This window comes from Streptosporangium sp. NPDC003464 (assembly GCF_053588315.1).
In genome coordinates this window covers 1-1,351 of sequence record NZ_JBSFPS010000558.1, presented here as the reverse complement: position 1 = coordinate 1,351, position 1,351 = coordinate 1, and the positions used below count along the sequence as shown (strand labels likewise).

Genomic DNA, 1,351 nt, shown 5'->3' with positions numbered 1-1,351 from the left:
CCGCCCTGGACTTCCAGGGTGGCCCAGACCGAGGTGGCGGTGCCCACACTGGCGGTCTTCATGGTGACCACGCAGTTGGAGCCGGTGGCGGAGTTGTAGAGCTGGTAGGTGGTGCCGCCGTTGAAGGAGCCGGAGCGCTGGACGGCGAAGCCGGCTCCGCAGGCCTCCTGCGGGGTGTGCGGGTTGGGACGCGAGGGCGGTGGTGTCGTCTTCGTCGGCTTCGGCGCGGCGGCGGTCGGCTGCGCCGGTTTCGGCGCGGCGGTGGTGGGCTGTGCGGTCCTGGTGGGCTGTGCTGACTTGGTGGGCTGCGCGGTCCTGGTGGGCTGCGCGGTGGCCGTCTTGGTGGGCTGAGCCGGTTTGGTGGGCTGTGCTGTCCTGGTGGGCTGCGCGGTCCTGGTGGGCTGCGCGGTGGCCGACTTGGTCGGCTGCGCCGGTCTGGTGGGCTGGGTCGGCGCCGGGGCCTGCGTGGGCTTCCGCGTCGGCGTGGGCTTCTGCGTCGGTCCGGAGGTCGGCTTGGACGTACGGCCGGGCTTGGGGGTCCGGGTGCTCCTGGCCGTGTTCTTGGGCTTCGAGGTCGGCGCGGGCCTGGCGTCGGCCTTGCGCGTGGCCGCCGGCGCCGTGGGGACCGGGGCCGGGATCGTGGGCACCGGGAGCGGAGGCGGGGTGACGGGCGAGGTCATCGACGAGGTGGGGGGCGTCACCGCCGGGGCCTCGGTGTTCAGCTGCAGCGGCCCGACGTCCGGGACCTGCGGGCCGGTCGTGGTGGCCCAGGGCACGGTCACCTTGTCCGACGGCCCGTCCCCGCCCGCCGGCCCGCCCCCGATGTCCTGGCTCTGACCTGATGGCCGGGCCGGTTCCTGGCCCGCCGCGACCGGGACGACACCGGAGACCCTCTCCTCGGCGGCCGCGCGTCCCACGTCGCCGAGGGAGGCGTAGCTCCCGGCGGCCCAGAGCCCGAGTCCGGACAGCAGGACGGCCACGCCGGCGCAGGCGGCCAGCACGACGGGGAAACCGCCGCGCTTCGGCCGGTCATCGGTCGGTACGGCCGCCGCCGGAGCGGGCACGTCCACCGGAGGGGCGGCCCCCGGCAGTGCCGGAGCCCCCCAGAGGGGCAGCGCTGTCGGCTGCGGCGGCCCACCGGCCGCGGTCGCGCCCGGGAGAACGGCCGTCTCACCGGGACCGGCCGCGTCCGCGAGGAAGGGCCCGCCCGGTGCCTGGGAGCCGGCCGTACGGTCTCCGCCGGAGAGCGTGGGGCCCGCCGGCTCCTCGCCGAGGAGGCGGAGCATGGCGGCCTTGGTGTCGGGGCGTTCGTAGGGGTGTTTGTCGAGGCAGGCGGCGAGGAGGGGGGCGA

General features: G+C 76.3%; 1 pseudogene. It reads right to left on the bottom strand.

Annotation, left to right across the window (positions count from 1 at the left end):
- Positions 1 to 1,351, bottom strand: a pseudogene (locus tag ACWDS7_RS48510) (serine/threonine protein kinase); the annotation flags it as partial.